The organism is Pseudomonas sp. AC463, assembly GCF_979253585.1.
Map to the genome: position 1 here is coordinate 1 of NZ_CEEDDZ010000750.1, position 262 is coordinate 262.

Here is a 262-nt window from a genome sequence, read left to right on the forward strand (position 1 = left end):
GCCTGGTGATCACCATCGGTGTGCTGTGGATCATTTTCGGCGCCATTCTGCTGCTCAATACGCTCAAACACTCGGGTGGCATCCTCGCCATTCGTTCAGGATTTTCGACCATCAGCCCTGACCGTCGAGTACAGACGATCATCATTGCGTGGCTGTTCGGCTGCTTTATCGAAGGTGCTTCCGGATTTGGTACCCCAGCAGCGGTTGCTGCACCGCTGTTGGTCGCTATCGGTTTTCCTGCCATGGCTGCAGTACTGATGGG

Annotated in this window: 1 protein-coding gene; it reads left to right on the forward strand. The window is 55.7% G+C overall.

Features of this window, described 5'->3' with window-relative positions; translation table 11 throughout:
- The coding region (locus AC0IYH_RS32225; protein WP_471838387.1) for an L-lactate permease at positions 1 to 262 on the forward strand (262 nt) is incomplete at both ends.